Here is a 26,906-nt window from a genome sequence, read left to right on the forward strand (position 1 = left end):
TCTTTAAATATCACTAATTCTTTTTTCTTTTTATTATTATATTCATTTCTAGTTTTATATTTTAACTCAATTGCAAAAATTGATTTATCACATTCTACCCAAATATCTATATATTTATCATCAATACATTTTTCTAAACGAATTTTTAGTTCTTTTTTTTATTATGCATCTCCCAAGCCAAAGCATGTTGAAAATCTGCTTCATTATGAAAAATTGGTCGACTTTCACTAAGACTTTCCAAAATTTTTTTCATTATTTATATCCTTTAACATTAGTTCTATATAGGAGTAGGTCGGGTTCCGACCAACGGGAGAAACCCGACACCTCACTCATTCGCCAAACTCTCCTTTAATATCTATTCCATCGGCAACGCCCCATTTGCGTTCAAAAACGTCTTTATTATTTATACCTTCAATATCGTTAAGCAAGTTTTTTCTCTATTTATGTGAGTGGTGTACATCCTCGTGCACTATCTGTGTTGGTAGGCAGGTTTGCCTAAGGCGAACACTAAACACATGAAACATATCGGGTTTCTTCCTCCCCATCAAGATGGGGAACCAGAACTACTGCCTGCCCGCTTTCTTCTCCAACATAATCTTCATCCGATAATCCTTGGCCTTCAAGCTATACTTGCCCTCTGGCGCAAGCCGTAGATATGCCTCAAACCATTTCAAGGCGCGGTCAGAATCCTGCTGTTTGTAATAAAGCGTGCCAAGCATGTAGTAGGAATTTGAATGACTGTAAGCCTCTGCCGCCTTATGGAAATTCGCTTCGGCTTTTACGGTATCGCCAGCCGCAAGCTCAATCTTCCCCAGCCCATAATAAGCATCAGCATAGGTCGAATCGGCTATAATAGCAAACTCGTAGCATTGTTTAGCCATCTCATATCGCTGCCATTCATAATGAACATTCCCCAGACGGTAATAACTTCGGGGTTGAATATAGCCTAAGTCTTTCGCCCGATCGTACCAAGTCATCGCCTCATGAAGATCGCCCTGCTCATAATATATATCGCCGATACGCTGGTACGAATCCGAATCCTTAGGATTGAATACAATCGCACCCTCATAATAGACAACTGCGCTGTCGGTTTCATTCAATTTCTCGAAACAGACAGCCATCTGACGGTAAACCTCCGGGTTGCTATCCTGGATTTTCATAGCCTTGCGGAAATGCTTTATCGCCCTCTCGTATTTTCTATTCAGCATCAGCTCATGGCCGGTCTGATAATTATTAAGGAACCGCTCTTCCGGCGGCAATTTAGGTCCGCAGGCGGACGATAATAGAATTCCTGCCGCCCAAAATGCGCAGATTATTTTGGGCATTAATTTTATCATAAAATATATCATGATATATTTTAGCTATTATTATGGAAATTTTCAATATAAATTGCATAATTTTATAATGCGGCAAGGCAATCGCAGGGGCACATGGCAATATCCACACGGATATACATGACCTCCCTAAGCGTTAAAGCACAATATATTACGCCATTATTTTTTTGTTCAGTTATAATATCACGAATTATTATTATTTATAATTTTGGTTGCTAATAATCGTTAGCCTATATTATAATAAAACAAATAATATATTCAAACCGAATGGAGGTATGATGGCTTTTAATAAAACTGAAAAAATCTGGATGAGCGGCAAACTTGTAAATTGGGATGACGCTAATATTCATATTTTATCTCATGTTATACATTACGGTTCCGGGCTTTTTGAGGGTGTCCGATGCTACAAAACACCCAAGGGTCCGGCAATTTTTCGTTTGAGAGACCACACTAAAAGGCTGTTTAATTCGTGTAAAATTTACCGCATGGAAGTTCCCTTCACTATGGCTGAGATTGATAACGCCATTATCGAGCTGATTAGAATTAACAAGCTTGATGAATGCTACATCCGGCCGCTTGTATACCGCGGTTATGAAAGCCTTGGCGTTGACCCGACCGGCGTTCCAATTGAGGTCTGTCTGGCGGTATGGCCATGGGGAAAATATCTGGGTCCGGAAGCTTTAGAGAAAGGTGTGTCTGTTTGCGTTAGTTCATGGCGCCGCAATGCTCCCGGAACGATGCCGACAATGGCAAAAGCCACTGCTAATTATATGAACTCCCAGCTTATCAAGCTGGAGGCTATCAATCACGGCTATGTTGAGGGAATTGCATTAGATGCAATCGGTCATGTATCCGAGGGTTCCGGTGAAAACCTGTTTATTGTCAGTGACGGCGTGCTGATTACGCCGCCGTTTGGCGCATCTATTCTGCCCGGCATTACCCGCAATACCGTAATCAAGCTTGCGACGGAAATGGGCATCAAAGTTATCGAGGAAAATATACCGCGCGAAGCGTTATATGTTGTCGATGAAGTATTTTTCACCGGTTCGGCAGCTGAAATTTCACCTATCTCATCAATTGACGGCATAAAAATCGGCGATGGCAAACGCGGTCCTATTACTAAAAAATTACAGGACGCTTATTTCGGCATTTTTGAAGATGGCTTTGATGACAAATATAACTGGCTGACATACGTAAAATGAGAATAGCACTTGGAGCAGACCATAGAGGCTATAAGTATAAAGTAATAATTAAAAACTTATTAATCTCTAAAAACATAGGCTCAGAGGATTTTGGTACATCTTCTGATAAAAGCTGCGATTACCCTGATTTCGGACTGCAAGCCGCCGAGGCGGTCGGCGAACATGTTGTTGAAATGGGTATTGTCATCTGCGGCACCGGCAACGGTATGGCAATGACTGCGAATAAAGTCAAGGGTGTTCGTGCCGCTTTAGCAATTAATCCTGAGATGGCACGCTTAGCAAGAGCGCATAATGACGCCAACATGTTAGTCCTTTCGGAGATGTTTACTCCCGAGGACCAGATAGAAGCGATACTTGACACTTTTTTAAATACCAATTTTGAGGGCGATCGGCACGCGCGGCGAGTCGATAAAATAATTAAATACGAAAAAGGATGATTTTATGTCATACATTAAAGACGTAGACCCGGAAATATACGAGGCTATACGCAATGAGGCAAAACGTCAGCATGGAGGGCTTGAATTGATAGCTTCCGAGAACTTTGTAAGCGAAGCGGTAATGGAAGCGATGGGTTCGGTGATGACCAACAAGTATGCCGAGGGCTATCCGGGCAAACGCTATTATGGAGGCTGTACCTATGTCGATGAGGCTGAGATTTTAGCTCGGCGGCGGTGCGTGAAACTGTTCGGCTGTGAACGCGCCAATGTCCAGCCGCATTCCGGCTCGCAAGCTAATATGGCTGTATACATGGCGTTCTTAAAACCCGGCGATACCATGCTCGGCATGAACCTGTCGCATGGCGGACACCTTACTCATGGACACCCGATCAATTTTTCCGGCAAGCTTTATCATGTGGTGCCGTACAATGTGAACAAAGAAACCGAGGTTATCGATTATGATGAACTGATGGATGTCGCAAAGAAAGCTAAGCCGAAAATGATAGTGGCTGGCGCATCGGCTTATCCGCGGTTCATCGATTTCGAGAAGTTTCGCGCGGTTGCTGATGAGGTTGGCGCTTACCTGATGGTTGACATCGCTCATATTGCGGGTTTGATTGTCGCCGAACTGCATCCCTCGCCTATCCCTTATGCCGATTTCGTTACCAGCACCACGCATAAAACATTGCGCGGTCCCCGCGGCGGGATAATTATGTTTAAGAAGAAGTATATGAAGGAGATTAACCGCGAGGTCATGCCCGGTATTCAGGGCGGGCCGCTTATGCATACTATCGCCGCTAAGGCTGTCGCTTTCAAGGAGGCGATGCAGCCGGAGTTCAATGAATACCAAAAACGGGTTGTGGAAAACGCCAAAGTCTTAGCTGAGGATTTGAAGAACGCTGGTTTCCATGTTGTTTCCGGCGGCACGGATAACCATCTGATGCTGTTAAGTTTTGTCGAGCAGGGATTGACCGGCAAAGAGGTCGAGGAAGCGCTTGAGCAAGCCGGCATCACGGTAAACAAAAACACGGTGCCGTTCGACCCGCAGAAGCCGTTTATCACCTCCGGCATACGTATTGGCACGCCGGCGATTACCACGCGCGGCATGGGTATTGAGGAGATGCACATAATCGCCGATTTCATCACGAAGGTTATCAACAACCTCGGCGATGCGGATGTCATCGGCCGGGTGCGTGATGATGTCGGGCAGTTGTGCGAGAATTTCCCGATATATAGAAGGCAGCGGAATGGGGTTTGAGGTGATGATACATGTTTGGTTTATAAGAAAATATGCCAAGTTAGTAGGGCAGAAGTCCCCGACTTCTGCCTATTCGGGATAGCATGTAGAATGGAGATATCAGGACGAATGTTTGAACCTACCAGTTTGTTGGAATACTGATGATTTTATAAATGTGAGTGCCGAATAGGCAGGTCTCGTCCGCCTCAGGCGGATGCCCTACTTTGTTGCTAACAGCAAACCACCCACCTCACCCCAAAATATATATTGCAATTACATAGCGGATGATTATATGATATAATACCCTATCAAACAATGATGAGGAAAGAACAATGGCAATAAATAGACGCTCATTTATCAGATTATTAGGCACAAGCGCTATAGCCGCATCATTGCCGAAATCGGTCTATGCCTTAGATGCCGAACCTGTTCCCGAAATATCGTTTGTTCAGCTAACCGATACGCATATCCCGGATGAAAGCGGTATCGAGAGAACAACAAAGATCATTGATAAAATTAATAACCTCTCACTGCCATACGAATTTATAATTCATACAGGCGATATATCCAACGGACATGGCAAAGCTGAGGATATGGAGCAAGCGAAAAGCCTTTTGAAGTTTGCCAAGACAATCTACTTTGTGCCCGGAAATTGGGATGTTACTTTTGACCACCCCGAAGAATTCGAGCCGATATTTGAAAAATATTTCGGACCATGCAATCAATCGATATCGCCCGCGTCCGGTCTGCGTATGGTTTTATTCAACAGCCAATCTCTTTCGGATAGGGCAAATTCATCTGTTAGAGACAACGCATTCAGACAGCTTGAGAAAATGCTAAATCCATCGATGCCCACAATCTTGTTTTGTCATGCAACCGGTCTGCCTGATTTCTACAGCAACGAGATGCATACCGGCTGGAAAGCGGAAACTTTGACCAGGTGGGCTGATATGATGAAACAGGGCGGCGTCTTTGCGGTCTTAGCCGGACATTTCCATAGAGATGAATATCATTTGCTTGATGATATTCCATTTTTTATAAGCGCTCCGGTAGTTGGCTGGTGGGGCAGACAATCGACTTTTCGTCACTGGACTTTAAAAAGCGGGGTGCTGACTTATAGGACGATATATGTGTAATTTTCACAAAACAATTAGTAATGCAATTCAACCTACCTAAGGCGGATGCCCTACTTGGCTGGTATGATGTTTTTAGGTATGGGATATTGAAAAATGGATTTAACTTTAGCATCCGTAGGTTCGGATGCCAATGACGGAGAACCGATATGAAAATGAGAAAACCATTGCCGCCTACATATTTTATAACATCTCTAATATTAACAGCGGCATTGCATCTATTTCTTCCTGTAATTCAATTGATTCATTCTCCCTATAGATATGGAGGGATTATATTGATTATTTTTGGAATATGGATAAACCTCCGAACTGACAATTTATTTAAAAGATATAACACTACAGTTAAGCCTTTTGAAAATTCATCCGCCATGATTACAGAAGGTCCGTTTCGTTTTACGCGTAATCCCATGTATTTAGGTATGGTGTTTATTTTATTAGGCGCGTCAATTGTTTTGGGATCATTAACTACATTTATTATACCGGCTGCTTATTATATTTCCGTAAGCATAGTATTTATTCCTGATGAGGAAAAAACGCTGGAAGATGTTTTCGGTAATGAATATTTAAAGTATAAAAAACACGTCAGGCGATGGTTATAGATTGTTATGGAATAACATGCTGGGCGGCTGTAACTGCGATAGCCAGCCATTTTTCGGGCATTATGCCAATCCAGACAACACCAATTAATGAAATAACGATTGCTACCATCAATGAAGGCGAGATGGCAACATCAGTTATCCTTGGCTTCTGAGTTTTCATATACATAGTCATGACAATACGCAGATAGTAGTAAATCGAAACAACACTGTTTAAGGCGCCTATAACCGCCAGCCAGATAAAACCGTTATTAATAGCCGCTTTGAAAATCATAAACTTGCCGATGAAGCCAATCGTGCCGGGTATGCCGCCCAATGAGGCTAAGAATATAGTCATAGCGATTGCGGCAAACGGAAACTGCTGGCCGAAACCGGCGTAATCGGAGATGTTCTCGTAGAACTCTTCGCGTTCGGCAAAGAGTATGATAATCGCAAAGGCGCCGATATTCATAAGAGTATAAGCAAGCAGGTAAAATGTTGCGGATGAGAAACCCTCCTGCCCGCCAACAGCAACGGCAATCAGAACATAACCGACATGGGAAATCGATGAATATGCCAGCATCCTTTTGACATTTTTTTGTGTTAAGGCAAAAATATTACCCCATGTCATAGTTACTGCCGCCAGAATCCAGAAGACATAGGTTAAATCGATAGCCGGATTGCTTATAACAAAAATTCTGAGGATAGCTATTATAGCCGCCGCTTTAGGTCCTGCCGACATAAAGGCGGTCACCGGCGCAGGCGCGCCCTCGTAAACATCGGGAATCCACATATGGAACGGCACGGCTCCGGCTTTGAATGCCAAGCCAACTAAAACAAGTATCATGCCGACGCCAACATAGAAAACCGAGTACTGTTCGCCGGCAGCAACCATAACAGATATATTATTCAAGTTGGTAGTGCCAAAAGCGCCATAGACAAAAGCTATGCCATACAGTAAGAATCCGGAGGCGAATGCTCCCAGAAGGAAATATTTCAGACCGGCTTCACAACTCCGATAACGGTTGCGGTAAATGCCAGCCAACACATATAATGGGATGCTCATCATTTCCAAACCGAGGAATATGGTAATTAAATCGGCGGAGGATGCCATTACCATCATGCCAAAAGTAGATAATAAGATTAACGTATAGAATTCGCCAATTTCCGGGAACTCTCGCTTTTGGTATGTGATAGATAAGAATATAGTAAGGATTGTGCCAAGACAGAATATTATCTTAAAATATGAACTAGCAGGGTCGCAAACGACTAAGCCGAAAAATGAGGTGCTTTCATACCAAAAATTATGAAACACAAACCAGTATAATGTTATAAGCATCCCGACAAATGATATTGCGCCAAGCAGCCATTTATTCCGCTTGGGTAAAAATAAATCAACAAGCAATACTATAGCCGCAGTTATACATACCGTTATTTCGGGATATATTGTCGCCCACTCTATATTGACATTCGGGATCATTTAATTTCCTCCCGCTCGGTATCTGCGTCGGTCTCAAGTTCTTCGAGCATGTCAATATTCGTAGCCATATCATGTTGGAAATTATAATTTGAAGCTTGATATTTCTGCTCGACATTTTCGACAAGATTTTCAACTGCTGGTTCAATCAAGCTTAGGAACGGTTTGGGATAGAAACCGATCCAGAAAACCAGTACGATAAGCGGTGCAAGCAGGAATTTTTCCCGCCAGTTAATATCTTTAAGAACCTTGTTTTTCTCATTATTACATTCGCCAAAGAAAACCCGCTGAATCATCCATAACATATATACCGCGGCAATGATTATACCCAGCGTTCCCAAAACGGCAAAGGTTATATTTGTTTTGAACATGCCCAGCAATATTAAAAACTCGCCGACAAAACCGTTAGTCCCGGGCAAGCCGATAGACGAAAGCGCGATAATCATAAAGCAGGCGGCAAACACAGGCATAACATGAGCAATGCCGCCGAAATCCTCAATAAGCCTGGTGTGACGGCGTTCGTAAATCATGCCGACAAGCATAAACAAAGCGCCGGTAGATATGCCGTGATTGACCATCTGTAGTATCGAACCGGAGATGCCCTGAACATTAAGGGCAAATATACCAAGCATCACAAAACCAAGGTGAGCCACCGATGAGAACGCTACTAAGGACTTAACATCTTTCTGAACAATCGACACTAAACCGCCATAGATAATGCCTATTAGAGCAAGGATGCTTATTAGCGGCATAAATTTATATGCGGCCACCGGAAACAGAGGCAGACAGAATCGGACAAAGCCATAAGTTCCCATTTTGAGCAGGACACCAGCCAGAATAATCGAACCGGCAGTAGGAGCCTCGACGTGAGCATCCGGAAGCCAGGTATGGAACGGGAACATCGGCACTTTGATGGCAAAGGCTATGGCAAAGGCGCCAAAAAGCCATAATTGAGTAGTCGCCCGAATCGGCAAATCGAGCATAACCGTAAAGTCGAATGTATGTATGCCGGTATATTGATAGTTTAGGTAATAGATGAAAATTATCCCTAACAACATTAAGAGCGAACCGGCCATTGTAAACAAAACAAACTTAATAGCCGCATATATGCGCCGCGCTCCGCCCCAGACGCCGATTATGAAATACATCGGCAGAAGCATGACCTCCCAGAAGACGTAAAACAAGAACAGGTCGAGCGCCATGAATACACCCAGCATGCCGACCTCCATAATCAAAAAGGATATCATAAACCCTTTGACTTTTTCGGTTATAGCTGTCCATGTGGAAGCTATTGAGATAATGCTGATAAATGTGGTCAGTAGTATTAACAGTATTGAAATCCCATCAACGCCGACATGATATTCGATACCTACCGAGCTAATCCAGGGCAATTTTTCTACAAATTGAAAATTAATATCGGAACTGTCGAACCTCGAAACGAGAACCAACGAAAGCACAAAATTAGCAAACGAGAACAGCAATGCGGTAATTCTAAGCAGGTTCTTCTTCTCTTTGCTAATCAATAGAAGCGGAACTATCCCGATAAGGGGTAAAAATATAATCCATGATAAAATCGGCCAGTTTTCCATTAGCTGCGCACCATTTTTAAAGCTAAACGTGATTGTTTTTTGGCAAATAAGTTTACTGTAATGTCAATAGTCCGCCACAGCCAGTAAGGCATCCAGCGGCATAAAGCATAATAAACAAAAGTTGCGCTTAACAATTTGTTAATAATTTTATAAGTGTTCACTATTTTAAAGCCAGCTTCCGTAAATATTGCCCCCAGAGATTCCTCATTGAAACTATGCAGATGAGCATTAATAGGCGTTGGCTTATTGCAGTGAATACAGAGGTAATAAACTATATTTTCATTATATGGAACTGAGACATAAAACTTAGCGCCTTTTTTTAAACATCTCCAAACCTCGGCGGCGGCAGTCTTGGGTTCTTCAATATGTTCGTAAACATCATTAGAAACAGCCCCATCAAAAACGCCTTCTTTGAAAGGAAGCTGATTCAAATCAGCAGCTATGTAAAAGCCTTTATTCTGACTGTCATAATCGTTTTTAATACGCCTCAAATTTTTATCTGAAATATCAACAGATATAATAACTATTCCCTGTTGAAGATATTCGCGGGCAAGCCAGCCATTGCCGGAACCGCAGTCAATCACATAATTGCCCGGCGCGAATTTAATCAGCCTTTCCAGAAACTGCATGCGTCTCTTTTCCTCATTAGCATGAACGGGATTTTCGACATTAAAATAGTCAAACTCCTCAGCATCGGTTCTGTAATGTTTAATACGATCAGTCAGCATATTACCTCAAAATAAAATAGCCTATTAAAAGTATGACGCCAAACAATAACGACAGAGCGTAATTTCGCACCATGCCGGTTTGAACAATCCGGAATCTCTCCGACATAAATCGGAATGATTTAGCCAAGTTGTTAACGAAACCATCAATAATGCGAACATCGAATATTTTCCAGAATATAAGAGAAATGATATACAATGGATTAACAATCGCGAAATCATAAATCTCATCTATATAATATTTATTCAATACTATTTTATATAAACCGCCGGCTTTGATAGCAAGCTGTTTGGGCTTTTCGGGGTTCTTGATATAATATGCAAAGGCAACAAGGATTCCCAGACCTGCGGCAATAATCGATATTATCATAAGCAAATATTCGGTTGATAGCGGAGTATGATGAGCCGCATCATGGCCATGATGAGCAACCGCTAACACCGGCGCTAAGAAATTCTCGAACCAAGCTCCGCCGCCAAGAGCGTGCGGCAAACCTACATAGCCGCCGATGATTGCCAGTAATGCCAGAATATACAGCGGTATGGTCATAACAGGCGGCGATTCATGCAGATGCTTTTCAGCTTCGGGAGTAACTCTCGACTTGCCGTAGAATGTCATAAACAGCAGCCTGAACATATAGAAAGCTGTCAGTATAGCGGTGATTAAACCCAGAAGCCATAACAGTGTGTGCCCCTCATATGCCTTAAGCAGTATCTCATCTTTCGAGAAAAATCCCGATAATAACGGAACGCCGGAGATTGCTAACGTGCCAACCAAGAATATTCTGAACGTATGAGGGATTTTTGATTTCAAACCGCCCATATTGCGCAAGTCCTGCTCGCCTGAAAGGGCATGAATAACCGAACCGGAACCGAGAAATAACAGCGCCTTAAAGAAAGCATGAGTAGCCAGATGAAATATGCCAGCGGCGAAAGCGCCAACACCGCAGGCCAAGAACATATAGCCTATCTGGCTGATAGTCGAATATGCCAGCACACGCTTGATATCATTTTGCACAAGCCCTATAGTAGCGGCAAACAAAGCGGTAACCCCGCCGACAATAGCGATAATGGTTAGAGTAAGCGGAGCCAGCGCAAACAAAGCCGAAAGCCTTGCTACCATGTAAACGCCAGCGGTAACCATCGTGGCGGCATGAATAAGAGCCGATACGGGAGTCGGACCTTCCATAGCATCCGGAAGCCAGACATACAGCGGTATCTGGGCTGATTTGCCGGTAGCGCCAAGGAACAACAAAAGTGTTATCGCGATTACAACGCCGCCGCCAACATCTAAAACATCCGGCGCAATATGAGAAATCTCTTGAATGTTAAGCGTGCCCAGTGTCCAGAATATCAGCATTGTGCCAAGCAGGAAACCAAAATCACCGATGCGGTTTACAATGAAAGCCTTCTTGCCGGCATCCGAGGCTGACTTTTTATGGAAGAAGAAGCCGATAAGCAGATAAGAACATAAACCGACGCCCTCCCAGCCGACAAACATCAAAAGAATATTATCAGCCATCACCAGTAAAAGCATGGCAAACATAAACAAGTTTAGAAATGAGAAGTAGCGTGAATAACCTTTATCTTGTCCCATATAGCCGATTGAATAAACATGTATAAGAAAACCAACGCCGGATACTGCCAAAACCATAACCGCCGCTAAGGGGTCAAACATGAAGCTTACCGAGGAGCTAAACGAGCCGGAAACTATCCAGTCGAACAGCTTTACGTTTATAGCGCGCGAATCGGATGGCATTCCCAATATATCGAAAAAGGCGATAACGCCAAACAGGAACGACATAAACACAGAACCGCAGGCAATAAAACTAACCGCCGGTTTAGGTAATTTCTTATTAGTTAATCCGATTAGCAGGAAACCCGCTAACGGGAACATCGGAATTAAGGCAACAATCGTTTCCATTTATTTTACCGAATCACCATTTCATAATGTTAATATCATCAACGTTGACAGTCTCTTTAGCTCTGAAAATCGAGACTATAATAGCCAGTCCGACAGCAACCTCAGCCGCCGCTACCGCCATCACCAAAAAGATAAACACCTGTCCTGAGAAGTCTTTCATGAAACTCGAAAATGCCATCAGGGTGATATTCACAGCATTCAGCATTAACTCAATAGACATAAAGATAATCAGGACGTTGCGGTTTTTAAGCACACCCCAAACGCCGATGGCAAATAATAAGGCGGATAAAATCAGGTAATGATTTAACGGCGCCATAACTTAGTTGTTTCCTTTCTTACGGGCAATTACCACCGCTCCGATTATAGCGGCCAATAAAAGCACGCCGGTAACCTCAAAGGGATACAGATAATCATAAAAAAGCTTATGCGCAACATTCTCGACATTGCCCATCGACATATCAATAGGCCTGCCGGGCTTGAATGGATACTTGGAGACTGCCAGAACAAGTTGAAGTATCAGCACTAAGCTCAGCACGGCCGAGAATATTCTCTGGAATACTCTCGAATCGAAACCGAGTTCGTCATATTTAAGGTTCAGCATCATTATAACAAACAGGAACAGGACGATAATCGCACCGGCATAAACAATGATTTGCAGAACACCGATGAATATCGATCCAAGCTGGACAAACAAACCGGCAATACAGCACATTGCAACAACTAAATATATAGCAGATGTTACCGCATTCTTGCGAGTTACTACCATAATTGCACTGGCTAAGGCTGCTGCCGCAAGCATGTAAAATACTACAATACCCATATCTTAGTGAAGCCCTTCTGCAGGTTTTTTAAATTGAAATTTATCCTGCCGCGTGAAGGGTTTGTACAGTTTCGCAACCCGGTCTTTTTCGATTTTATCGTAATTTGCCAACAGCATTTCCTTATTATACAAAAAATCACTGCGGTTTTCAGCAGAATATTCAAATTCATGGCCTAAGAATATCGCTTCCTCGGGGCATGCCTCCTCGCAGAAACCGCAATAGATGCATCTTAGCTCATTTATCTCGTATATTTTTGCGTACCTCTCCCCTGCTTCATTTTCAGCCGGCTCCATGTAGATAGCATCAGCCGGACAGGCGGCGGCGCATAGGCCGCAACAAACACATCGCTCAGCGCCATCGGTATAGCGGGTAAGATAATGCAAGCCGCGATAACGCGCTTCAAATTTCGGTTTTTCATCGGGATATTGCTCGGTTACTTTCTTGCGGAATATATAACGGAAAGTAATCGACATTCCTTTCGGAATCGCAAAAAATACTGATCTTAAAGAACCCCACATATCCATTCACCTCATAGAAGCATTATCAACGCTGTTACAATCACGTTAATCAGGGCAAGCGGGAAAATAACTAACCAGCCGAATCGCATAAGCTGGTCGTAGCGGAAACGCGGCAGCGTCCCTCTTACCCAAACATAAATAAACATAAACACTACTGCCTTGATAAAAAACCACACTACAGGCGGTAGATACGGTCCAGCCCAGCCGCCGAAGAAAATACTGGAGGCAATCATCGAGACAATCAGCATGTGCGTATATTCGCCGAGGAAAAACACACTGAATTTCATGCCTGCAAATTCCGTATGGTAGCCCGCTACAAGCTCCGACTCGCATTCGGGAAGGTCGAACGGCAGGCGATTTGTTTCGGCAAGAGCGCTCACAAAGAACAGGAAAAAAGCCACCGGTTGTTTAAAGAAATACCAGTCAAGAATCGAGCCGCTTTGCAAGCGGACTATTTCGGCTAACGAGAATGTTTGGGCGAGCATTAAAACGCCGACTACCGACAATCCCAAGCCTATTTCGTAGCTTATCATCTGAGCCGAGGCGCGCAAGCCGCCCAAAAGCGAATATTTGGAATTAGCCGACCAACCGGCAAACACAGCGCCATAAACAGACAGCGAGCTAAGAGCGAATATATATAATATCCCGACATTCAAATCAGATATGATAAGCTCAACCTTATGTCCGGCGATAGTAACCGTGTCGCCGACAGGTATCACCGCAATAGAAAGAACCGCCGGCACGAAAGCCATCATCGGGGCAAGAATAAACAGAATCTTGTTATTTGCATCTTTTGGTAAAAAGCTTTCTTTGAACAGCAGTTTAACAGCATCGGCAATCGGCTGCAGCAAGCCAAAATAACCAACGCGATTGGGACCCAACCGGCTCTGTATGAAGGCTAGTACTCGACGCTCAAACCAGGTTGCATAGGCAACCATAATCAGTAGTGCAGCGAATATCACCACAACTTTAACTACATCTATTATAATAGAAACCCACATATCAAGCCTTTGATACCTTAGCATAAACCGGCGTATTAAATCCAGTCATAAATTCATTAGGCGGATTTTTCTCAGAATAACCGAATAGAACCAGCTCGCCGGCATTAATATCCCCGCTGACCGACAGTGGGAATTTGCCGTTTGCCGAGTTGGTTTCAAGCTTAACCGTTGAACCGCTTTCGAGTCCTTCTTTTTGAGCGTCATCAGGATTCATAATCAGCGTTTGCGGCGGTGTAAGTTTTTCAAGCGTCTGCGACTTTGATGTTATCCCAGAGGCGCCGTAGTAAACGCTTCTGGAAAATGTCAGTGTGTAAGGAAACTCGTCAGGCGGCGCAATATCTATCTGGCTGTCATTATTGATTAGCTTATTGTTATCTGTCGATGCAAACAAATGCCCTTCAGAGTATTCATATTTTAGATTTTTAAATTCAGGTATAGCTTCCGCCATTTTCGAGAATGCTTCGGCGGCTGAATAACAGGGCTTTCCGCTCATATCAATCTTCATATCATTAATCAACCGTATTAAGGTAGTCATCCCTTTGGGCAAAGCGTAGGGCTTTTTCATAAATTGCAGACGGCGCTCTATATTAATATACGAACCGGCATTTTCTGTCGGCAAAGCTGCAGGGATAATCAACCCCGCCAGTTTGGCTGTATCATTCGAGAAAGCGCCCCAGTATATCAGATAATTAAGCTTTTTAAACGCTTCGGTAATTCGCTTACGATTCGGATAAACATTAACAGGGTTGCCGCCGGCAATAAACAGCGTCTTAATCTTGCCGTCTTCTATTTTGCGGATAATGCCATCAAGAGTGGAATTTTGTTGTCCGCAAAGTTTGACACCGAGATAATTGGTCTCGGCTGTCAAAATCGAAAGCTTTGCTTTCAGCGATTCGCTTAATTTTCTTAATGAGCTTAAATATTTATTTCTATTTGGATTAGCCAGCATATCTGCGCCGGTCAGGATATGGATATTTTTACATCTTCCAAAATCGCCGATAAGCTGGTTTTTCATATTATCGAAAAGACCGGCAGAATCACTGCCGCTTTTCAAGGCTATGATTTTATCGATAATCTCATACTCTTTACCATAAGAAGCGCGAATGTTATATACATCGAACCGGCCTAGAGACATATCTCGATTGTTGATAAAATATACCGGCATTCCTTTGGTAATAAGCTTTTTGATCCGCAAGCTGACAATCGGATGCTCGCTTGCCAAGTCGCATCCGGCAATTAGAATCATATCTGCCTGCTCGAGGTTTTTCATCTCAATCGACAAACCAAGGTCAGTCGCCGGTATTTCATTAGCGATATCAAATTCACTAGATATAGCAATTGATGAACTCGGTAGAGCGTATTGGTAAAACTCTGAGGCACAGAATGCTTCTTCATTAGTTAATGTTGTATCCATTAACAAAGCGGCCTCTTCGCTTTTAATATCTGTTAATTGGTGAATCGCAATCGCAACCGCTTCCTCATAGCTGATTTTCGCCATCGGTCCCTTGTCATCGGCCATAGGCAATCTCAACCTGTCAGGGTGTGAGGTTATATCGAAACCGAAGCGGTCTTTATCGCACAGAAAACCAACTTCAACATTGTCGTTCTGTCTGCTTGTGTGACGGTAAATCTTGCCCTGATTGTGCTCTATAAACATATTACTGCCGTCCGGGCAAAGCCAGGCTACGGACTTGGTTTTATCCAAAAGCCAGCTTCGAATCTTATAGCGGAACGAATCCGCTGTTAAGGCGCCAACCGGGCAGCACTCAACCGTATTGCCGGAAAATTCGTTAGTATATTTTAATTCGGATGGTATATCAACTCTGGCAAAAGCGCCTCTATAGAAAATCCCAAGGTCTGTGCCGCCGGCGAGTTCGCGATTGATGCGAACACATTTGAAGCACATAATACAGCGGTTTTTATTCATCCAGATTTCGGGACCCAAACGGACATCATCAAATTTTTGATTAGGGTTGTCAATCTTGCGGATTTTATCTTCAGTGTATCTGCTGGTATCGGAACCATATTTGACAACCTGATTTTGAAGGAGACATTCGCCGCCCTTATCACAGGTCGGGCAATCGAGCGGGTGGTTTATCAGGATAAATTCAAGCACGCCTTTACGGGCTTTGATTACTTTCTCATTGTTGGTATGAATAACCATCCCCGGCATAACAGGCATAGAGCATGAGGCAACCATTCGGGGCATTTTCTCCACCTCAACTAAACACATCCGACAGGAGCCGACCGACTTTAGGCGAGGGTCATAGCATAATGATGGGATTTCTATGCCCAGCTTTCTGGCAGCTTCAATAATAAAAGTACCCGGTTCGACCTCGATTTCCTTGCCATCGATTGTAACTTTAACTAAATCAGCCATCTGCTATTCAAACCTCTGTCCCAACTGCACGAGACATTTTTTGTTCTTGATATGATACTCATACTCATCTCTGAAATGCTTAATCGATGTTCTCACCGACGGCACAGCCGCATCGCCAAGCGGACAGATAGTATTGCCCTCAATATTATCGCAAATATCCAAAAGCAGGTCGAGGTCTTCCGGTTTGCCGCGCCCGTGCTCGATTCTATGAAGGATGCGGTACATCCACATGGTGCCGTTGCGGCAGGGCGTGCATTGTCCGCATGATTCATGACGGTAGAAGCGCGAGATAACCATCGCCGCATGCACGATACAGGTAGTCTCATCCATTACGATAACGGCGGCTGAGCCAAGCATTGAGCCGGCTTCCATAAGCGATTCGAAATCCATCTTAACATCAATTTTATCAGCGGTAAGAATCGGAACCGATGAACCGCCGGGAATTACGGCTTTGAGATTTCTATCATTTTTGATGCCGCCGGCATGCTCATAAAGCAACTCGCGAAGCGATATGCCCATCGGGAGTTCATAATTGCCGGGTTTGCAAACATGCCCGGAGACGCTGAATATTTTGCTGCCGGTTGATTTTTCCGTACCGATAGAACTAAACCACTCGGCGCCGTTGTTGATAATATGAGGTATATTGCTTAAAGTTTCTATATTATTGATAATTGTAGGACAGCCATACAGACCGGAGACAGCCGGGAACGGCGGTTTTAATCGCGGGTAGCCTTTGCCGCCCTCTATTGATGTCATCAGGGCTGTTTCCTCGCCGCAGATATAAGCGCCGCCGCCGCGATAGACAGTAATATCCAAATCGAAACCCGAGCCGAGAATATCCTTGCCGAGATACCCTTTATCTTTCGCCTCTGAAATAGCTTTCTCTAATTGACGGGCTTCATCGGCGAACTCGCCCCTTATATATATGAAAGCTTGATTGCACTTAATAGCATAAGAGGTGATAATCATCCCCTCAATAAGCCCATGGGTATGCTTACTTATCAGCTCGCGGTCTTTAAATGTGCCCGGTTCCGATTCATCGGCGTTAGCACACAGATATATCGGCTTGTTTAAACCCTTGGGTATGAATGACCATTTCCTGCCAGCTGGAAAACCGGCGCCGCCTCGACCGCGTAAACCGGATTTGATAACCTCATCGGTTACCTCCTCGGGTTTGAATTCCTTTAATGCTTTCGGCAAAGCGGTATAGCCGCCATGCTTTAGATAGACATCTATCTTTTCATGATCGGGAATAGCCGGCAATAAGAATGGTTCGAAACTCATTGACTATTCCTCAGTTTTTCCAGAATCTCATCAACTTTTTCCTTAGTGAGATTTTCATAATATTTATCATTAATCTGCATAACCGGGGCTGTGCCGCATGAGCCAAGACATTCAACTAATACTAAGGAGAACATACCATCATCGGTGGTTCCCCCAATCTCGATATTAAGCTTCTCCTTAAGATAACCGACAAGCTCCTCAGCACCCATCAGAGTACAGCAAATATTCTGACAGGCCTGAATGAGATACTTGCCAACCGGCTTAAGTGGAAACATCGTATAGAAACTGGCGGCTTCCTCGAAATAGACATAAGGAATATCCATAAACTTAGCCGCTTCCCTGACAGCATCCTTATTGATATAGCCAAACTGGTCATATACAGTATGAATAACCGGCAAAACAACCGACTTTTTTTCAGGGAAAAGTGTTTTCAGTTTTTCCAAATGATTTTTCGATTTCCCTGAAAGTAATTCTTTAACTGGTTCTGCCATCTTCATGCTACCTATCAACTTCGCCAAGCACAATATCGGTCGTGCCGATAATCGCAATTAAATCAGACATCATATGTCCCTTAACGAGCTTATTCAACGCTGAGATATTAACAAACGAGGGCGGTCTGAAATGCACTCGGTACGGTTTGTTCGAGCCATCCGAAACGATATAACAGCCAATTTCACCTTTGGGCGATTCAATCGAATGATAAACATCACCCTGCGGCGGACTAAAGCCCTCTGTCCAAAATTTAAAGTGATGAATTAACTGCTCCATGTTTTTTAGCGCTTCCATTTTGGGCGGCGGAGCAATCTTGTAATCTTTTGAGATATAGCTGCCATGTGGCAAGCCCTCGAGCGCCTGACGTATTATCCGCAGTGATTGACGCATTTCTGCTACCCGGCATTTGTAGCGGTCGTAGGTATCGCCATTTTTGCCAAGCGGCACTTCAAAATCAAACTTATCATAACTGCAATATGGATTTGCCTTGCGTATATCCCAATTGACTCCGGACGCTCTTAGCATTGGTCCCGACAAACCTGATTTTATTGCATCCTCGGCGGATATTTTGCCGACTCCGATAGTTCTGTTTTTCCAGATTTTATTTTCTGTCAGCAAGCCCTCATATTCATCTATTTTCGCAGGAAATGTATCAATTATATCCTTAACCCGGGTGTCGAAACCCTCCGGGACATCCTTAGCCAGTCCCCCTATACGAAAATAAGTAGTCATCATTCGCACACCGGAAACAAACTCGCACACCTGCAGAATCTTTTCCCGTTCGCGGAAAGCATAAAGCAGCATAGTCATAGCGCCAATATCAGTGGCATGCGTGCCCAGCCAGACAAGATGAGAATTAAGCCTGGTTAATTCGGTCATTATAACCCGTAAGTACTGCGCCCGAAGCGGCACCTCTACCCCCATCAGCTTCTCAACCGCCATAACATAAACAAGATTGTTGGACATCGGAGCGAGATAATCCATGCGGTCGGTCATTGTGATAGCCTGTGTATAGGTTTTAGCTTCCATGTTTTTTTCGATGCCGGAATGCAGGTAGCCAATAATCGGCTTGGCGCTGATAACAGTCTCGCCATCAAGCTCGACCTCGACCCGTAAAACGCCATGCGTTGCCGGATGCTGAGGCCCGACATTCAATGTCATGGTTTTACGCGTCAAAATATCTCCCGGTCGGGCGACTTGTCATCAAGCTCGACATTACCGCGATTATGACTGAATTCCGGCGCTTCATAGGTCAAGGGGAAATCCTTGCGCTGGGGATGACCAACCCAATCATCATCCATTAATATTCTTGTCAAGTTCGGATGATTAGAAAACCTGATGCCAAACATATCATACACTTCGCGTTCCTGAAAATTGGCGGTATCCCATATAGCTGTCAGGCTGGGTATTTCCTCATTTTTATCGCAGGCTATTTTTAGCATTATACGGTGGTGCTGTTCGATTGAATAGAGCGAATAAACTACTTCGAACCGTTTTTTATTTTTGCCGAGATAATCAGCTGCGGTTATCATAGACAGGAAATTGAACTTCAGATTGGGATTATCTTTGAGAAACCGGCAGAGGTCGATTAGCCGTTCTTTTTTTATTATGCCGACAATATCGCCGCGAAAGATGTACAGCGATTCGAAATCATCGCTGCGTTTATTATCTAATTGTTCTTTTATCTGTTCAACTAACATCAGCTTCTATCGAGTTTTTCCTTTTTAATTTTAGCGTGAAGCTTAAGAATTCCCTCAATCAATTGATCCGGTCTTGGCGGACAGCCGGGAATATAAATATCAACCGGAATGACTCTATCGACACCTTGCACCACGGCGTAGTTATTGAATATCCCGCCACATGAGGCACAGGCACCCATTGAGATAACATACTTGGGATTGGGCATCTGCTCATATAATTGTTTGATAATAGGCGCCATTTTCACAGTGAGACGGCCGGATACTATTATCAGGTCTGCTTGTCTGGGGGATGGTCTCATTACCTCCATGCCGAAACGGGCGAGGTCGTAACGCGCAGTAAAAGCCGCCATCATCTCGATAGCGCAGCATGCCAGCCCGAACCCCAGCGGCCAAACAGATGAACTTCGCGCCCAGCCTACCGCCTTTTCGACAGAGGTTAGCAGAATGCCGTCATGAAGATACTTTTCTAATCCCATACCAACCCGCCTTTATATACGACATATAGATAGCTTAATACCATCATGATTAAAAATACACCCATCGTTAAAAATCCATAAGTTCCCATGCCGGCATAGGCAATTGCCCAAGGGTAAAGAAACACTATTTCTATATCGAATATAATAAAATCGATGGCGACTAAGAAATATTTCACCGGGAAACATTCGCGGGCATCGGTTTTGGGGAAAAGCCCGCATTCGTAGGGTGCGGTTTTTCGCAGGCTTTTGGTTTTATGCGCTACGATTTCCGGCAGGGCAAGCATTATTATTACGGTAGCCGTTGTTATTACAGCGAGTATTAGTATTGGGAAGAGAGTTTCAAACATAATTTAAACCGTGTGATTATTTTCACAACCTCCAACAAACATGGGGTCAAACATAGCATAGCCGATTATTCTTGTCAACAATTATTTTTTAATGAGTTTTTGAGGGGATTTTTTTTAATGTAGTAACTATGTTACAAAAAATAGGTACCACAATTGACTATCAAAGAGGGCGAATACAATTCGCCCCTACGCGAAATATATGAACTTCTATTTAAGCAACAGCATCTTCTTGGCTTCGCTGTATTCGCCTGTCTGCAGTCTGTAGAAATATATCCCTGATGAAATATCGCCGGCATTCCAGACCGCTTGATGATAGCAAGTAGTAGGGCATCCGCCGCGGCGGACGACCTCTGCCTATTGAGGATGCCTTAATGCAACTGATGCGCAAACGTATTACCCGCGATGGCAGGAACCCTTTCCTGCCATCTTACCGAATGCTAAAATTATTCTATAATCCCAATTGACCCCGGATCACCTATCAATATATCCCTATCCACAGATAATATCTTGATGCTGATATGCTTCTTCCGAAGCTTCTCATCGCCGGGGAATTGAACCTTGAGATAGTTGCCGGATACTCCTGTCAGCAGACCGGATTTTTGACGGTCTTCAACTATGACATCAAGCGTGCGGCCGACAAAAGCCTGACTATGTTTTTTAATCTTCTCACTACCTATTCGACGAAGCCGCCGACTGCGTTTCGCTTTATCTTCCGGCGCAACCTTATCGGGGAACTCGGAGGCAGGCGTGCCGGGACGGTCGGAATATGAGAAGACATGAAGGCGATGTATCGGGTTGTTCCTGACAAGCGCAACACTGTTTTCAAAATTTGCTTCTGATTCGCCGGGAAAGCCGACTATGAAATCAGCCCCGATTGTCATATCCGGGCGCGCTTCTATAAGCCTGTTTGCCAGCCCGCTCACCAATGACGCTTTATATTTCCTGCCCATTCGCGATAAGACCGAATCATCCCCCGATTGAATCGGCAGATGAACATGCGGGCAGAGCCTTTTCTCATCGGCTATAAGCTGAATTAACTTATCATTGAATTCATTGGGCTTAAGCGAGGACAGGCGGATATGATGCATATCGGTATCCTTAAATATGGCTTTGAGCAATCCCGTTAGATTGAGACGCTTCTTGTATTTCCCAATATGAACGCCAGTTAGTACTACCTCATGATAGCCGTTCTCGGCAAGGTTGTTTATCTCATTTATGATTTGCTCCGGCTCTCTGGATTGAGGTCTTCCCCGCGCTCTCCAGATTATGCAGTAGGTGCATTTCTCGACACAGCCCTCCTGTATCTTGATAAACGCCCGGCTATGGCTACTCATGGTGGTTATTATGCCGCATGAGGGCGCGCCATCATAAGGGATGTCGAACATCTTCAGCGCGATTTCCGGTATTGTGTCTTTGCTGGCATTGCCGACAACGCTGGCAATATCGCCCAGCTCTTTTATGGCATCCGGCTCTAATTGAGCATAACAGCCGGTAACGATAACTTTGGCTTCGGGATTTTTTCGCAGGGCGCGGCGCACCATCTGGCGGGATGTATAATCCGCCTTGCCGGTAACCGTGCAGGTGTTGATTATATATAAATCAGCCCGCGTGTTGAATGGCGTTTCGATGAAACCATAAGGCGCCAGCGCCTCGGCAATTGCCTGCACCTCGTACTGGTTAAGCTTGCATCCTACAGCGCTGAAAGCGGCTTTTAGCAAAGTGTCGGGTTTCTCCCCCGCCGCGGCGGGGTCGGAACCCGACTTACTGTTTTTCATAGTTGAAATTATAGGAAATTTATATGGCTAAAGTCAATTTATAAAATGTTGGGCAGGCGTTCCGTCCTCAGGATGTCATTATAAGAGTTTTCCGAATCAGTTTTTCTAAGCTTTGTTTGAGAAGTACAACCAATTATTAAAAAGCTTAGAATAATTATGCTAATAAGCTTGCTCATAATATGCTCCTTTGCTAAGCATGTCGGTTTCCCTGCCGCGATAGGGAAGAAAAAACACGACAACTCTTTATAAAATTAAATATCCCAACAACATACACCAACCCTTTTAACTATATCACAATGATAAACAAAGGTCACGCTACTATTGGCGCACGGGGACGTACAAGAATCACGAAAAGTCCGCGGCGACGGATTGCCTTTGCGATAAATAATCCAGGTTATATGTTTATTCCTTTTAATAAAATGTCGCCTTTTTTTACTCCGATGTCATCGGCAATGATTTTGCATTTAGCTTTTAGTAAAAAGAATATCCGGCGATTCTCATTGGATAGCCCCTCATAATTGCCCTGCCCTTTTGCAATAACAAATTCCGACTTGTTTAATAATTCAATGAACTCAGGACTGCAAGTATCAAGAATTGTGCCGGGCGCGCTGGTGCCGGAGGAAATAATATCAGCCGCCCGGTGCAAACCGGCTTGCACGGCATCCTCATAAACGGCATCATTGATAACCGGTATATCCCGAACTACATAAGTAGTCGGCTTGTTCATTTGCTCGATGAGAAGCCTGTCAAAAACGGTTTCTCCGGCATTATCGCCAATATAAAGCACTCGATCGGATTTCCTTAATTGCTCTGCAAAGGCATTATAATTGCAAATCGCAAAATCCTTTTCTAATACCACATCGATTTCTTTTTCGATATCAAAGGAAGCATTAGCGCCAAGGTCTATTACATTGCCGGCAATGGCAATTCTGATTGCGGTTAAGAGCTTATCATCAGATGACTCGATAACTTTTTTCAGCGATGGGTATAATGAGAGAGCTTTCTTGGTATCGCGCTTTTTTATCTCTTTATAAGGGTCGCTATTTCCGGTAATTTCCCTGACTTTCCGATAGATTATTTGTCCCGTTTCAGGCGGTGTGCTTTCAAGTGATATGTCTTTAAGCATGATGCCTATCTCATCAAGCAGCTGCCTGATTTTTTTCTCATCATTTGTAGCCGCCCGACCGGCGCGAAGAGCCTGGTCGAAAAAACATGGAATGCAATCAAGATAAGTTTTCATCTGTTATCTCTTACTCTCGGTAAAATGTTTGTTCTATTCATGCGTCGTCATCCGCCTGAGGTGGATTTCCTGACAACATCAGCGTTCTTATCATAGAAGGCAGGAAAGGGTTCCTGCCGTCGCAATAAATTAGAAAAGGCTAATGCAATTAACCCTGCGGCTTGGCTATTAGTATTTATACTGTTTATCCCGCGACTGCCCTTTTGCCAGCCAATTTACAATACCGGATACTATCGATATTAAAATCGAGGCGATGACTGCAGCGAATAAGCCCGATATTTCAAAGCCATCAACGAAATATGCGATTAAATATAGTATAGCGCCGTTTATGATGAATATAAACAAGCCAAATGTTAGCAATGTCGCCGGCAAGGTTAATATTATCATAATCGGGCGCAGGATAGCGTTGAATACGCCTAATAGTATGGCAGTAAAAATCAGCGCCCAGCCGCTGCTTACCTCAATACCCGGCATTAGTTTGGCCACTAACAGCACCGCTATTGAGGTAATTAATAGTCTTAGTAAAGTGTTTCCCATAAAATTCCTGTTTCATCTACAATATGTATGTTGGCGCACGGAGACGTACACCAACCACGAATTTTCTCTTTGGCTAAAGTGTCTGGTTTCTCCTCGCCTTCGGCGAGTCGGAACCCGACCTAAATTTTCTTGACCGGAAAGAGCTTCCTTAACGTTATGGTCCCGCCTGCCAGCGAATTGTTTATATAATCTTTGCACTGCTCTATCCATATTCCCCTGTTTAGCTTCATATCTATCGAGTACGGCGTGTCGTATAAATATATGCACTGACGGGCTATCGAATATTCATCATCGCCGATGCTAAGGGCATACGCTTTCTCATAGCCGGCTTTTCTGATTGCCTCTTTTACTCTACGGTCAAACCGTCCAAATGGATACGAAAAATATTTAATCTGCCTGCCGATTTTATCCTCTATCATCTTTTTGGAATCAATGATTTCATATTCAAGCTTATCATCGTTTAAGCCCCGAAGGTCGATATGGTTTGCCGAATGACTGCCTATCTCAATTCCCTCATCCGTTAGAGTTTTTACCTCCGGCCATGATAGATGTTCCTTTTTCTGATAATCCCACCTGCTCTTTTCCCCCACATAATCGGAAACAATAAACACGGTTGCAGTAAAACCGTATTTGCGTAAAATCGGAAAAGCTTTAGTGTAAAAACTCTGCCAGCCGTCATCGAAAGTGAGTCCTATGTCATTTTCATTTTTTATACCGCTAATGCTTCTACCCCGCAATCCTCGAGAGATTAAATATGCCATAACATTTTCAAATTTGGATGTACTCATTCGGGTTATGGATAAATCAGGTTTATCGAGAATATCATGAAAAGCAAGAATGCGGCTCGATGCTTTTTTCAGCTTATACCGCCAGAATAAATACCAGCCAAGAGTATAAGCTCCCGCAAGTACAGGATACTCAAGCATGACTACCAGCTTATACTGTTTTCAACATCGCTCTGAGATACAGGTCCCAGAACCGTTACATTGAATTTATCCGCATGAAACAATTGATTGGCGAGATTTAACAAATCGGTTGAAGCAACCTTGTCTATTTCCTTAATTGTTTCATCAATACTTATATACTTGTTTAAAAATAGTTCATGCTTAGCCAGACGGTTCATTCTATGAGATGTGTTTTCCAATCCCAGAACTAATGAGCCTTTAAACTGCTCTTTGGCTGAATCAAGCTCGATAGAACTTAAACTGTTTTTTTTAAACTTTTCCAGTTCTTTGAAAACAGCTGAAATTACCGCTCCGGTTTGTTCTTTTTCAGTGTTTAGGTAAACGCCAATAATGCTGGAATCCACAAAGAAATCAAGATATGAGAAGACAGTATAAGCCATACCCATTTCCTCGCGAATTATTTGAAACAATCGTGATGACATGCTGCCGCCAAGGATTGAATTTAGAAGCAGTAAAGCGGCTCTTTGAGAATGGTCAAATGTTACCGCCGGCATACCGATACAGATATGGGCTTGTTTAATATCCCTGTTAACTGCAAGTATTCCGGAATGAAGTTTGGGTTTCATGCGTTTAATGCTTTTCGAAACATAATCACCGCTGTTAGTGTCGGGAAAGTATTTGCCTACAAGTTCGGCAAGCTTTTCATGTTCGAGATTGCCGGAGGCTACTACCAGCATTCTGTCTCTCTGATAATTATTTTTTAGAAAACCAACAACTTTTTCGGGCGAATATCCCTGTACCGATTCAACCGTTCCCAAAATTGGTCGTCCCAGTGAATGCTTGCCGAAAATCGAATCGGCAAAGATATCATGAACGAGGTCGGATGGTGTATCATCAACCTCGTTTATTTCCTCGATTACGATTTTCTTTTCCTTGGCAATATCGCCCTCATCGAACCGGGCATTTAAAACCATGTCGGAGAGAATCTCAACCGCTCTTGGCAGATGCAGGTCGATAATTTTCGACAAGAAACAGGTGTTTTCCCGCGTCGTAAAGGCGTTAAGTATCCCGCCAACGGATTCAATATATGAGACAATATCAAAGGCTGACCGTGTAGTCGTGCCCTTAAAAACCATGTGCTCAATAAAATGAGAAACGCCTTCGATATCTTGCGGTTCATCACGGGAGCCGATATCAATCCATAAGCCTATCGAGATAGACCTGACTGACGGTATCGACTCCGAAATAATCCTCATACCATCAGGGAAAACTGTTTTTTGATAATGAGAATTCACGTGTATTTCTTATTTCTTCTCGTTTAAAACAGCTTTTCGCGAAAGACGGATTTTCCCGTCTCTATCGATATCAATTACTTTTACAGTAGTTGTATCGCCAACTTTAATAATATCCTCTACGCTGTTAACTCGATAGTTCTCCAGCTCGGAAATATGAACCATGCCATCGGTTCCGGGCAGAATTTCAATGAAAGCGCCGAAACCGGTAGTCCGCCTAACCTTGCCAGTATAAATCTTGCCGATTTCAGCTTCCTCGGTAAGCCTTTCTACCATCTCCTTGGCGGCTTCACCAGCCTTTTGGTCGACTGAGGATATAAGCACAGTGCCGTCATCTTCAATATCGACTTTGGCGCCGGTTTGCTCAACTATGCCGCGAATGGTTTTACCACCGGGTCCGATAATATCGCCGATTTTTGATATTTTAACTTTCATGAAGATAATTCTCGGTGCAAATGGCGACAACTCGGTTCGGGGCTTGTCGATTGCCTTGTTCATTATATCAAGT

28 protein-coding genes are annotated in these 26,906 nt (G+C 43.7%); 5 read left to right on the forward strand and 23 right to left on the reverse strand.

What is annotated here, in order from left to right:
* Positions 1–563 precede the first annotated feature (563 nt).
* Complete coding sequence (locus tag J7K40_07160; GenBank protein ID MCD6162175.1) at positions 564–1,337, reverse strand: tetratricopeptide repeat protein; 774 nt, start codon at positions 1,335–1,337, stop codon at positions 564–566.
* A 275-nt stretch (positions 1,338–1,612) separates the two neighbouring features.
* Between J7K40_07160 and J7K40_07165 the strand changes: the two genes are divergently transcribed.
* The 5 genes from J7K40_07165 (at position 1,613) to J7K40_07185 (ending at position 5,942) form a co-directional block, all read left to right on the forward strand.
* Complete coding sequence (locus J7K40_07165; GenBank protein MCD6162176.1) at positions 1,613–2,536, forward strand: branched-chain amino acid transaminase; 924 nt, start codon at positions 1,613–1,615, stop codon at positions 2,534–2,536.
* Entirely contained in the window at positions 2,533–2,973 is a 441-nt protein-coding gene (locus tag J7K40_07170; GenBank protein MCD6162177.1) for an RpiB/LacA/LacB family sugar-phosphate isomerase, read from the forward strand. The genes J7K40_07165 and J7K40_07170 overlap by 4 nt, the downstream gene beginning before the upstream one ends.
* A gap of 4 nt (positions 2,974–2,977) precedes the next feature.
* Complete coding sequence (locus J7K40_07175) at positions 2,978–4,231, forward strand: serine hydroxymethyltransferase (GenBank protein ID MCD6162178.1); 1,254 nt, start codon at positions 2,978–2,980, stop codon at positions 4,229–4,231.
* A gap of 311 nt (positions 4,232–4,542) precedes the next feature.
* Positions 4,543–5,346, forward strand: coding sequence for a metallophosphoesterase family protein (locus J7K40_07180; protein ID MCD6162179.1), 804 nt, complete (start codon positions 4,543–4,545; stop codon positions 5,344–5,346).
* Positions 5,347–5,492: 146 nt separating this feature from the next.
* Positions 5,493–5,942: an isoprenylcysteine carboxylmethyltransferase family protein gene (locus J7K40_07185; protein ID MCD6162180.1), complete on the forward strand. Its 450-nt coding sequence runs from the start codon at positions 5,493–5,495 to the stop codon at positions 5,940–5,942.
* A gap of 4 nt (positions 5,943–5,946) precedes the next feature.
* Here J7K40_07185 and J7K40_07190 read toward each other — a convergent pair whose 3' ends face one another.
* The 22 genes from J7K40_07190 to J7K40_07295 all read right to left on the reverse strand — a co-directional run.
* Positions 5,947–7,398, reverse strand: a complete 1,452-nt coding sequence (locus J7K40_07190) for an NADH-quinone oxidoreductase subunit N (GenBank protein MCD6162181.1) — start codon at positions 7,396–7,398, stop codon at positions 5,947–5,949.
* Positions 7,395–8,984 (reverse strand): NADH-quinone oxidoreductase subunit M, encoded by a 1,590-nt coding sequence (locus tag J7K40_07195; protein ID MCD6162182.1) that lies wholly within the window; start codon positions 8,982–8,984, stop codon positions 7,395–7,397. Before J7K40_07195 ends, J7K40_07190 begins: the two co-directional genes overlap by 4 nt.
* The gene (locus J7K40_07200) at positions 8,984–9,712 is read right to left on the reverse strand and encodes a class I SAM-dependent methyltransferase (protein MCD6162183.1); all 729 of its coding nucleotides are present in this window, start codon (positions 9,710–9,712) and stop codon (positions 8,984–8,986) included. The genes J7K40_07195 and J7K40_07200 overlap by 1 nt, the downstream gene beginning before the upstream one ends.
* 1 nt (position 9,713) lies before the next feature.
* Complete coding sequence (gene nuoL / locus J7K40_07205) at positions 9,714–11,630, reverse strand: NADH-quinone oxidoreductase subunit L (GenBank protein MCD6162184.1); 1,917 nt, start codon at positions 11,628–11,630, stop codon at positions 9,714–9,716.
* A gap of 13 nt (positions 11,631–11,643) precedes the next feature.
* Positions 11,644–11,946, reverse strand: coding sequence for an NADH-quinone oxidoreductase subunit NuoK (gene nuoK / locus J7K40_07210; protein ID MCD6162185.1), 303 nt, complete (start codon positions 11,944–11,946; stop codon positions 11,644–11,646).
* A gap of 3 nt (positions 11,947–11,949) precedes the next feature.
* Positions 11,950–12,450, reverse strand: a complete 501-nt coding sequence (locus J7K40_07215) for an NADH-quinone oxidoreductase subunit J (protein ID MCD6162186.1) — start codon at positions 12,448–12,450, stop codon at positions 11,950–11,952.
* Positions 12,451–12,453: 3 nt separating this feature from the next.
* Positions 12,454–12,969, reverse strand: coding sequence for an NADH-quinone oxidoreductase subunit NuoI (gene nuoI, locus J7K40_07220; protein MCD6162187.1), 516 nt, complete (start codon positions 12,967–12,969; stop codon positions 12,454–12,456).
* A gap of 11 nt (positions 12,970–12,980) precedes the next feature.
* Positions 12,981–13,970: an NADH-quinone oxidoreductase subunit NuoH gene (gene nuoH, locus J7K40_07225; GenBank protein ID MCD6162188.1), complete on the reverse strand. Its 990-nt coding sequence runs from the start codon at positions 13,968–13,970 to the stop codon at positions 12,981–12,983.
* Position 13,971: 1 nt separating this feature from the next.
* Complete coding sequence (nuoG, locus tag J7K40_07230; GenBank protein MCD6162189.1) at positions 13,972–16,350, reverse strand: NADH-quinone oxidoreductase subunit NuoG; 2,379 nt, start codon at positions 16,348–16,350, stop codon at positions 13,972–13,974.
* A gap of 3 nt (positions 16,351–16,353) precedes the next feature.
* A complete protein-coding gene (nuoF, locus tag J7K40_07235) occupies positions 16,354–17,634 on the reverse strand; it encodes an NADH-quinone oxidoreductase subunit NuoF (GenBank protein MCD6162190.1) in 1,281 nt (426 codons plus the stop codon).
* The gene (locus J7K40_07240) at positions 17,631–18,125 is read right to left on the reverse strand and encodes an NAD(P)H-dependent oxidoreductase subunit E (GenBank protein MCD6162191.1); all 495 of its coding nucleotides are present in this window, start codon (positions 18,123–18,125) and stop codon (positions 17,631–17,633) included. Before J7K40_07240 ends, nuoF begins: the two co-directional genes overlap by 4 nt.
* A 7-nt stretch (positions 18,126–18,132) precedes the next feature.
* Positions 18,133–19,305: an NADH-quinone oxidoreductase subunit D gene (locus tag J7K40_07245; protein MCD6162192.1), complete on the reverse strand. Its 1,173-nt coding sequence runs from the start codon at positions 19,303–19,305 to the stop codon at positions 18,133–18,135.
* Positions 19,299–19,826, reverse strand: a complete 528-nt coding sequence (locus J7K40_07250) for an NADH-quinone oxidoreductase subunit C (GenBank protein MCD6162193.1) — start codon at positions 19,824–19,826, stop codon at positions 19,299–19,301. Before J7K40_07250 ends, J7K40_07245 begins: the two co-directional genes overlap by 7 nt.
* Positions 19,826–20,302, reverse strand: coding sequence for an NADH-quinone oxidoreductase subunit B (locus tag J7K40_07255; GenBank protein ID MCD6162194.1), 477 nt, complete (start codon positions 20,300–20,302; stop codon positions 19,826–19,828). Before J7K40_07255 ends, J7K40_07250 begins: the two co-directional genes overlap by 1 nt.
* Positions 20,293–20,649, reverse strand: coding sequence for an NADH-quinone oxidoreductase subunit A (ndhC, locus tag J7K40_07260; protein MCD6162195.1), 357 nt, complete (start codon positions 20,647–20,649; stop codon positions 20,293–20,295). The genes J7K40_07255 and ndhC overlap by 10 nt, the downstream gene beginning before the upstream one ends.
* 443 nt (positions 20,650–21,092) lie before the next feature.
* Complete coding sequence (gene mtaB, locus J7K40_07265) at positions 21,093–22,424, reverse strand: tRNA (N(6)-L-threonylcarbamoyladenosine(37)-C(2))-methylthiotransferase MtaB (GenBank protein ID MCD6162196.1); 1,332 nt, start codon at positions 22,422–22,424, stop codon at positions 21,093–21,095.
* Between the two features lie 38 nt (positions 22,425–22,462).
* On the reverse strand, positions 22,463–22,600 hold the full coding sequence (locus J7K40_07270; GenBank protein ID MCD6162197.1) for a hypothetical protein: 138 nt from the start codon (positions 22,598–22,600) through the stop codon (positions 22,463–22,465).
* 218 nt (positions 22,601–22,818) lie between these two features.
* Complete coding sequence (locus tag J7K40_07275; GenBank protein ID MCD6162198.1) at positions 22,819–23,664, reverse strand: DUF89 family protein; 846 nt, start codon at positions 23,662–23,664, stop codon at positions 22,819–22,821.
* Between the two features lie 168 nt (positions 23,665–23,832).
* Positions 23,833–24,201, reverse strand: coding sequence for a phage holin family protein (locus tag J7K40_07280; protein ID MCD6162199.1), 369 nt, complete (start codon positions 24,199–24,201; stop codon positions 23,833–23,835).
* Positions 24,202–24,320: 119 nt separating this feature from the next.
* Positions 24,321–25,127, reverse strand: coding sequence for a polysaccharide deacetylase family protein (locus tag J7K40_07285; GenBank protein MCD6162200.1), 807 nt, complete (start codon positions 25,125–25,127; stop codon positions 24,321–24,323).
* Positions 25,128–25,129: 2 nt separating this feature from the next.
* Positions 25,130–26,401, reverse strand: coding sequence for an insulinase family protein (locus J7K40_07290; protein MCD6162201.1), 1,272 nt, complete (start codon positions 26,399–26,401; stop codon positions 25,130–25,132).
* A 9-nt stretch (positions 26,402–26,410) separates the two neighbouring features.
* Positions 26,411–26,906 (reverse strand): S1 RNA-binding domain-containing protein (locus J7K40_07295; protein ID MCD6162202.1); only part of this gene is annotated, 496 nt, incomplete at its 5' end.

This window comes from Candidatus Zixiibacteriota bacterium, from assembly GCA_021159005.1.
Lineage (GTDB): Bacteria > Zixibacteria > MSB-5A5 > UBA10806 > 4484-95 > JAGGSN01.

What these genes read in the sequence shown, in the direction of transcription:
- J7K40_07215 (MCD6162186.1), bottom strand. Translation starts at nt 12,450, where the DNA reads ATGGGTATTGTAGTATTTTACATGCTTGCGGCAGCAGCCTTAGCCAGT.
- J7K40_07165 (MCD6162176.1), top strand. Translation starts at nt 1,613, where the DNA reads ATGGCTTTTAATAAAACTGAAAAAATCTGGATGAGCGGCAAACTTGTA.
- J7K40_07270 (MCD6162197.1), bottom strand. Translation starts at nt 22,600, where the DNA reads ATGAGCAAGCTTATTAGCATAATTATTCTAAGCTTTTTAATAATTGGT.
- nuoG (MCD6162189.1), bottom strand. Translation starts at nt 16,350, where the DNA reads ATGGCTGATTTAGTTAAAGTTACAATCGATGGCAAGGAAATCGAGGTC.
- nuoI (MCD6162187.1), bottom strand. Translation starts at nt 12,969, where the DNA reads ATGTGGGGTTCTTTAAGATCAGTATTTTTTGCGATTCCGAAAGGAATG.
- J7K40_07255 (MCD6162194.1), bottom strand. Translation starts at nt 20,302, where the DNA reads ATGGGATTAGAAAAGTATCTTCATGACGGCATTCTGCTAACCTCTGTC.
- nuoH (MCD6162188.1), bottom strand. Translation starts at nt 13,970, where the DNA reads ATGTGGGTTTCTATTATAATAGATGTAGTTAAAGTTGTGGTGATATTC.
- J7K40_07180 (MCD6162179.1), top strand. Translation starts at nt 4,543, where the DNA reads ATGGCAATAAATAGACGCTCATTTATCAGATTATTAGGCACAAGCGCT.
- mtaB (MCD6162196.1), bottom strand. Translation starts at nt 22,424, where the DNA reads ATGAAAAACAGTAAGTCGGGTTCCGACCCCGCCGCGGCGGGGGAGAAA.
- J7K40_07195 (MCD6162182.1), bottom strand. Translation starts at nt 8,984, where the DNA reads ATGGAAAACTGGCCGATTTTATCATGGATTATATTTTTACCCCTTATC.
- ndhC (MCD6162195.1), bottom strand. Translation starts at nt 20,649, where the DNA reads ATGTTTGAAACTCTCTTCCCAATACTAATACTCGCTGTAATAACAACG.
- J7K40_07200 (MCD6162183.1), bottom strand. Translation starts at nt 9,712, where the DNA reads ATGCTGACTGATCGTATTAAACATTACAGAACCGATGCTGAGGAGTTT.
- J7K40_07185 (MCD6162180.1), top strand. Translation starts at nt 5,493, where the DNA reads ATGAAAATGAGAAAACCATTGCCGCCTACATATTTTATAACATCTCTA.
- J7K40_07280 (MCD6162199.1), bottom strand. Translation starts at nt 24,201, where the DNA reads ATGGGAAACACTTTACTAAGACTATTAATTACCTCAATAGCGGTGCTG.
- J7K40_07240 (MCD6162191.1), bottom strand. Translation starts at nt 18,125, where the DNA reads ATGGCAGAACCAGTTAAAGAATTACTTTCAGGGAAATCGAAAAATCAT.
- J7K40_07285 (MCD6162200.1), bottom strand. Translation starts at nt 25,127, where the DNA reads ATGCTTGAGTATCCTGTACTTGCGGGAGCTTATACTCTTGGCTGGTAT.
- J7K40_07175 (MCD6162178.1), top strand. Translation starts at nt 2,978, where the DNA reads ATGTCATACATTAAAGACGTAGACCCGGAAATATACGAGGCTATACGC.
- J7K40_07190 (MCD6162181.1), bottom strand. Translation starts at nt 7,398, where the DNA reads ATGATCCCGAATGTCAATATAGAGTGGGCGACAATATATCCCGAAATA.
- nuoF (MCD6162190.1), bottom strand. Translation starts at nt 17,634, where the DNA reads ATGAGTTTCGAACCATTCTTATTGCCGGCTATTCCCGATCATGAAAAG.
- J7K40_07170 (MCD6162177.1), top strand. Translation starts at nt 2,533, where the DNA reads ATGAGAATAGCACTTGGAGCAGACCATAGAGGCTATAAGTATAAAGTA.
- nuoL (MCD6162184.1), bottom strand. Translation starts at nt 11,630, where the DNA reads ATGGAAACGATTGTTGCCTTAATTCCGATGTTCCCGTTAGCGGGTTTC.
- J7K40_07275 (MCD6162198.1), bottom strand. Translation starts at nt 23,664, where the DNA reads ATGAAAACTTATCTTGATTGCATTCCATGTTTTTTCGACCAGGCTCTT.
- J7K40_07250 (MCD6162193.1), bottom strand. Translation starts at nt 19,826, where the DNA reads ATGTTAGTTGAACAGATAAAAGAACAATTAGATAATAAACGCAGCGAT.
- J7K40_07160 (MCD6162175.1), bottom strand. Translation starts at nt 1,337, where the DNA reads ATGATAAAATTAATGCCCAAAATAATCTGCGCATTTTGGGCGGCAGGA.
- nuoK (MCD6162185.1), bottom strand. Translation starts at nt 11,946, where the DNA reads ATGGCGCCGTTAAATCATTACCTGATTTTATCCGCCTTATTATTTGCC.